The sequence below is a fragment of the Gelidibacter maritimus genome (genome assembly GCF_014062315.1).
Taxonomy (GTDB): domain Bacteria; phylum Bacteroidota; class Bacteroidia; order Flavobacteriales; family Flavobacteriaceae; genus Gelidibacter; species Gelidibacter maritimus.
Genome location: NZ_JACGLT010000061.1, coordinates 1 through 293, shown reverse-complemented (window position 1 = coordinate 293; position 293 = coordinate 1). Strand labels below are relative to the sequence as shown.

The 293-nt window shown below is 46.8% G+C and carries 1 pseudogene; it reads left to right on the top strand.

What is annotated here, in order from left to right:
* Positions 1-293 (top strand): annotated as a pseudogene (locus H3Z82_RS19470) (spore surface glycoprotein BclB); the annotation flags it as partial.

Sequence of the window (293 nt, the reverse complement as noted above, 5' to 3'; positions counted from 1 at the left end):
GGAACTAATGGAACTGACGGAGTAGATGGTGCTTCAGCTTATGATGCGTGGATTGCAGCTGGCAATACGGGAACAGAACAAGATTTCTTAGATTCTTTGAAGGGTGCTGACGGAGCTAATGGTATTGATGGAACTAATGGTGTTGACGGTGCTTCAGCTTATGATGCTTGGATTGCAGCTGGCAATACGGGAACAGAACAAGACTTTTTGGATTCATTGATTGGTGCGGATGGAACTAATGGCGCTGACGGTGCAGACGGTACAAACGGCGTGGATGGAACTAATGGAACTGA